Annotated in this window: 7 protein-coding genes; 5 read left to right on the top strand and 2 right to left on the bottom strand. The window is 65.6% G+C overall.

All coding sequences use genetic code 11. The features are described 5' to 3' along the window. The first annotated feature begins 61 nt into the window (after positions 1–61). The 3 genes from VJ897_RS03560 (at position 62) to VJ897_RS03570 (ending at position 2,747) form a co-directional block, all read left to right on the top strand. Positions 62–1,348: a lipoprotein-releasing ABC transporter permease subunit gene (locus tag VJ897_RS03560; protein WP_324053326.1), complete on the top strand. Its 1,287-nt coding sequence runs from the start codon at positions 62–64 to the stop codon at positions 1,346–1,348. Beyond that, complete coding sequence (locus VJ897_RS03565; protein WP_324053327.1) at positions 1,341–2,024, top strand: ABC transporter ATP-binding protein; 684 nt, start codon at positions 1,341–1,343, stop codon at positions 2,022–2,024. The genes VJ897_RS03560 and VJ897_RS03565 overlap by 8 nt, the downstream gene beginning before the upstream one ends. Positions 2,025–2,108: 84 nt before the next feature. Continuing rightward, positions 2,109–2,747, top strand: coding sequence for a DUF3047 domain-containing protein (locus VJ897_RS03570; RefSeq protein WP_324053329.1), 639 nt, complete (start codon positions 2,109–2,111; stop codon positions 2,745–2,747). Here VJ897_RS03570 and VJ897_RS03575 read toward each other — a convergent pair. Then, complete coding sequence (locus VJ897_RS03575) at positions 2,744–3,424, bottom strand: hypothetical protein (RefSeq protein WP_324053331.1); 681 nt, start codon at positions 3,422–3,424, stop codon at positions 2,744–2,746. The two genes, VJ897_RS03570 and VJ897_RS03575, sit on opposite strands and share 4 nt — an antisense overlap. A gap of 88 nt (positions 3,425–3,512) precedes the next feature. Between VJ897_RS03575 and VJ897_RS03580 the strand changes: the two genes are divergently transcribed. After that, positions 3,513–3,911, top strand: coding sequence for a c-type cytochrome (locus VJ897_RS03580; RefSeq protein ID WP_324053333.1), 399 nt, complete (start codon positions 3,513–3,515; stop codon positions 3,909–3,911). Positions 3,912–3,920: 9 nt separating this feature from the next. Continuing rightward, a complete protein-coding gene (locus VJ897_RS03585; RefSeq protein WP_324053335.1) occupies positions 3,921–4,319 on the top strand; it encodes a c-type cytochrome in 399 nt (132 codons plus the stop codon). A gap of 163 nt (positions 4,320–4,482) precedes the next feature. Here VJ897_RS03585 and VJ897_RS03590 read toward each other — a convergent pair whose 3' ends face one another. Then, the gene (locus VJ897_RS03590; RefSeq protein ID WP_324053337.1) at positions 4,483–4,830 is read right to left on the bottom strand and encodes a hypothetical protein; all 348 of its coding nucleotides are present in this window, start codon (positions 4,828–4,830) and stop codon (positions 4,483–4,485) included. Positions 4,831–5,078 lie beyond the last annotated feature (248 nt).

A 5,078-nucleotide genomic window follows, 5' to 3' on the forward strand; every position in this document is an offset into this window, starting at 1 on the left:
CGCTTGACCGCACACCGCTTTGCCCGCAGGTTGCGGCGACCCCAGCAGAAGGCCCCCGCGCATGGCAGGCTCGACCGCACCGTTTTCCCGCTTCGAATGGATGATCGCATGGCGCTATATCCGGGCCAAGCGCGCCGAGGGCGGTGTCTCGACCATGACCTGGATCAGCCTTGTGGGGATCACCCTCGCGGTCTTTGCCCTGATCGCCACACTGGCGGTGCGGGCCGGGTTCCGCACGGAATTCGTGGACACCATCGTTGGCGCCAATGCCCACGTGACAGTCTATGAGCAGGGCAGCGTGACTGCGGACGGCGCCGTGGACCGCCGGATCGCGGATTACGACGCCCTGGCAAGGACCCTAGGCGAGATTCCCGGCGTTATACGTGCAGCGCCGCTCGTGCGCGGCCAGGTCATGGCCAGCAACCGTGCCAGCAACACCGGGGTCCAGGTCTACGGCATCGCGCCAGGGGACCTGCGGACCATTCCCCGCATCGCCAACCCGCAAGAGGCGTCGGGCGATATCGACCGCTTTGGCGAGGGCATCGCCATCGGCTCGGGCGTGGCGCGCGAGCTGGGCGCGGCGGTGGGCGACCGCATCCGCATCATAAGTCCCGATGGCCAGAAGACCGCTTTCGGTACCAGTCCCCGCGTGAATGCCTACGAAGTCACTTATGTCTTTACCGCCGGGCGTTGGGACATAGACCGTACCCGCGTCTACCTGCCGATGCGTGAGGCGCAGACCTTTTTCAACAAGGATGGCGTCGCCGACGAGATCGAGGTCATGGTCGAGGACCCCGACCGCGTGGATACCTTCCTGCCCGCTATCCGCGCCGCGGCCGGTGACGGATACCTTGTCTGGACGTGGCGCGACAGCGCGGGCAGCTTCCTGCGGGCGCTGACGGTCGAGGACAATGTCATGTTCGTGATCCTGTCGATCCTCGTTCTGATCGCGTCCATGAATATCATTTCGGGGCTGATCATGCTGGTCAAGAACAAGGGGCGTGACATCGGCATCCTGCGCACAATGGGCCTGACCGAGGGGTCGGTCCTGCGGGTCTTTTTCATATGCGGAGCGGGGATCGGCACCATCGGCACGGCGCTGGGCATCGTGCTTGGCTGTCTCTTCGCGATCTACATCGACCCGATCTTTTCGGCGGTGAACTACGTCGCGGGGGGTGGCGTCTGGGACCCGTCGATCCGGGGCATCTACGACCTGCCGGCGCAGTTGCGCCTTGTCGACGTGATCAAGGCGAGCGCCCTGTCGCTGGCGCTGTCGTGGATCGTTACCATCTTCCCCGCCCGCCGTGCGGCGCGCATGAACCCGGTGGAGGCTCTGCGCTATGAGTGAGGCACTCGACCTGATCGGGATCGAGAAGGGCTACAACCACGGGCGACCGAACGAGATCAACGTCCTGCGCGGCGTGGACCTGTCCGTGAAACCGGGCGAGGTCGTGGCCCTCGTCGCGCCCTCGGGGGCGGGCAAATCCACGCTGCTGCATATCGCCGGCTTGCTGGATACGCCCGACACCGGCACCGTCAAGATCGGCGGCGAGGACATGACCGGCCTGGGCGACCGTCGCCGCACCGGGATCCGCCGTAACGACGTGGGCTTCATCTACCAGTTTCACCACCTGCTGCCCGAGTTCACGGCACTGGAAAACATAGTGCTGCCGCAACTGGCCAACGGGTCCAGTCAGCGCGCGGCAGAGGCCCGCGCCCGCGACCTGCTGGGCCGGGTGGGCATCGCCGCGCGCGCGGATCACCGTCCTGCCGCGTTGTCGGGCGGAGAACAGCAGCGCGTCGCCTTCTGCCGGGCGTTGGCCAACCAACCGCGCCTGCTGCTGGCCGACGAGCCCACCGGCAACCTCGACCCCGAAACCTCTGACCGGGTCTTCGCGGCGCTGATGGAGCTGGTGCGCGACACCGGGCTGGCCGCATTGATCGCCACCCATAACCATGCCCTGGCCGCGCGCATGGACCGTACGGTGAAGCTGGACAGCGGGCGGGTGGTCACGCCCGGCTGACAATGGCGTGAGGCCGCGGAACTTGCGTTGAGCGTGCCGCGTGCCTGCCTAGGATCGCGTCAAACAGTCTGAAAGGTGTCCCCCATGCGTTCCTTGCGTCTTGTACTGCCGATCGTCCTCGCCGCCAGTGCGGCCGCTGCCGGACCCGTCTCGTTGGCCGAGGGGTGGAACCACCAGCGGCTGTCGCTGTTCAGTGCCAACGACTACAGCCATGGCGCTTCGCTCGGCATCGTCTCGGACGGCGCGGTCTCGCTCACTTGGAAACCGCTGGACCGCGCGGACTGGGGCGCGCGCGGCGCCGACTGGTCCTGGACCGTGGATCGCTCTGTCCCGGCCACCGACCTCGCGCGCAAGGGCGGGGATGACCGCAACATCTCGATCTACTTCGTGTTCCTGCCCCGCGACCAGGCCGCGCGCTTGCAAGGGGCCGGCCTGCTGCGCCTGCAACGCAACGATGCCGTGCGCATCCTGCAATACGCCTGGGGCGGCAACCATGACCGGGGCGAGATCCTGGCCTCGCCCTATGCGCCCGGCCAGCAGGTCACGGTGGCGCTGCGCCAGGCGGGCACGGGACGGCATTCCGAAAGCGTGGACCTGGCCCGTGACTATGCCGCAGCCTTCGGCGGGCAGCCGGGCGCGCTGGTGGGACTGGCCGTCTCGGCCGACAGTGACGACACCGACAGCGCCGTGCGTGCCCGCATCTCTGACCTGACCCTGCACTAGCCGCAAATACCCTTGAGGGCGGTGTCGGGGTGGACGCCGGAGACGGCGATGGGCCAGGGCGCTTGCCCGGGCGGTTCCACGGGCATCACCGCGCGCAGCCGTTCCCAGATGCGCCCGGTCCGCGCGCCGCCCGGGTCGAGCGTGCGGCAGCAGACGTATTCCTCGACCAGGGAGGCTTGCTGTTCATAGCCCAGCTCAAGGAACGGCGTCCGGTCCGCCGGGTCGAAAAGGTAGGGATCGGTGCCGCCTGAATGTTCGGCCGCCCCGCGCAAAGGATGATAGCCGGTTATACCGCGGTTCTGCCATTGCCAGACATGGGTCATCTCGTGGGCCAGGAACATGGCCGCGGGCAGGTTCATGGCCTCTGGATAGTCTGGCAGGTAATCCGGCAGCGTCCAGTCGGGACTGGTCAGAACATGGGTGAACAGCACCGCGCCGGCCGTGCGCGCCTTGAAGGTCGGGCCCGCGGGCGGCGGGGCGATCTTTTCGCGGCAGGTGGTGCGCGGGCGGGCCGGGTAGGTCCGGGTGGTCGTGCCGATGAAACCGGCCTCGACAAAGCGCACCTCCGAGCGGTCCAGCGTCGGGCCCATGACCTCGCCCACCAGCCGGGTCTCGCCCTCGCTCAGGGGGCGCCCGCAAGCGGCCAGACACAGCAGACAGAGGGTGACAACACGCATGGCGCGACCTTAGGCTATTCCTGACATGGATCAAGGCGCGGGCGGTCCGGACGGGTCAGCCTGTCTGGACGAGCAGAAGGGAAACCATATGAGAAAAGCCCTGTATTTCATGCCATTGGCGCTGGGCGCCTGCGTGGCGGCGGAGCCCGACACCAGCGTCGAGGCCGGCCGGGCCGCCTACGAGGCCGACTGCGCCGCCTGCCACGGGGCCGACGGGCGCGGGGCGGGGGACTTCGGTGTGCAGCTTTTCACGATCCCCCCGGACCTGACCACCCTGAGCGCGCGCAACGGCGGGATCTTTCCGCGCGACGAGGTCATGTCGGTGATCGACGGCTACGACCGCAGCCACGCCTTTTCAGCGGCCATGCCCGAGTTCGGCGTGCTTGACCTCGGCCCCACCGTGATCGTCGAGGAGGACGGGATCGGCACGCCCGTGCCCGCCAAGTTGCTGGCGCTGGCGACCTACCTCGAAACCATACAGGAATAGGAGGACCGGATGCGCCTTGCTTGGAAACTGCCCGTGGTGATGGGGCTGCTGGCCTCGCCGTTGGCCGCGCAGGACGCCGACGAGGGCGCGCGGCTCTACCAACAGCACTGTGCCACCTGCCACGGGGCGGAGGCGACGGGCGACGGCCCCATGGCCGCCGCGCTGATCCTGCAACCGCCCGACCTGACGGCGCTGGCGGCAGGCAACGACGGGGTCTTTCCGACGGCCCGCGTGGCCCGGCGCATCGACGGACGCGACCCGCTGGTCAGCCACGGCAGCCCCATGCCGGTCTACGGCCCGTTCTTCGAGGGCGACGACACCGCGATCCGGGTCGAAACCGGCCAGCCCATGATGACCAGCCGCCCGGTGGCGGACCTGGTGGCCTATCTGGAGGGGATACAGGACTAGGGCGAAGGCCTTGTGCGAGAAATCCGCGCGAGGGCCAGACCGCGGGATGGCGATGCGCGGTTTGAGCGGTGCCTCCGGTGCGGAGTCAAGGGCGCAGCCCGCCGCACCAAAGCCGACGCGCGCCACGCACAGACATTGTAGTAAAAAATCGGCAAAGCAATCACTAATTTTTCCAAAACTCTATGTTTAGTTCGCCTGCTTGATGGTAAACGCGAACCTGCCGAAAGATGTTTTCCGCATCTGAGTTTTCAACTGACAAACGATCAGCCGCTGTCCAGTCGACCTCGGCTCGTTCATCCGCTTGGATTAGGATCGCGCTTTCCGAGTCTTGTGTTGTAGAAATCTGGATCAAACCCACTCCGTGCTGGCTAGAAAGCATACGAAGCTCATCCAGAGTCCCTTTACCTGAGATTTCGGCTGCAACCAAAAAAGCATAGTTTGCCCAAGCTGAGTTACTCAAAGCTTGAAAAAAGACTTCACGTACATTAGATCTGTTGACAAGTTTTTTCACTTCGAATGACCACAAACGCGAACTTTTATCTGATCGAGATTGAACTAACTCCTTAATAGTTTGACTCCACTTCAAGCTAAGAACCTCAAAGCCAATTAGATCTGGGTAAGGAACGTCTGAACAACGCCTTCGGCTGCGCCGACATTACCGCTTGAGGGCGGTTTGGGGCCGGGCAGGCTCCGTTTCCAGCGATTTTTGCACCGTTTGGGCCGCCTGAGCGGCGGTTTGGTCGATTTTGGGCGGACTCC

Origin of the sequence: Salibaculum sp. (assembly GCF_035270045.1) — a bacterium.
GTDB lineage: Bacteria > Pseudomonadota > Alphaproteobacteria > Rhodobacterales > Rhodobacteraceae > Salibaculum.